We start from the raw sequence: 232 nt of genomic DNA on the forward strand, positions 1-232 counted from the left end.
GATCAGGACTGCGTCGAGAAGTACCGCCACACCCAGGATGATCCCCATTTCCTTGGGTGGCAGGGGTTCTGCGAATGCGAATGTGAAGAACACTGCGACCATGACCGCCGCCGCGGCGAGAATGATGCGCCCGGAGTGCGCCATGCCGTCGATCTGAGCGGTCTCGGGGTCACCGGTGCGCTCGAAGTGCTCCTTGGCGGTGGCGAGCAGGAAGACGGTGTAATCCATGGCG

The 232-nt window shown here is 62.9% G+C and carries 1 protein-coding gene; it reads right to left on the reverse strand.

Annotation, left to right across the window (positions count from 1 at the left end):
* The coding region (locus SB717_RS39895) for an MMPL family transporter (protein ID WP_410908899.1) at positions 1-232 on the reverse strand (232 nt) is incomplete at both ends.

It is taken from the genome of Priestia sp. SIMBA_032, from assembly GCF_046535215.1.
Classification (GTDB): Bacteria; Bacillota; Bacilli; order Bacillales; family Bacillaceae_H; genus Priestia; species Priestia aryabhattai.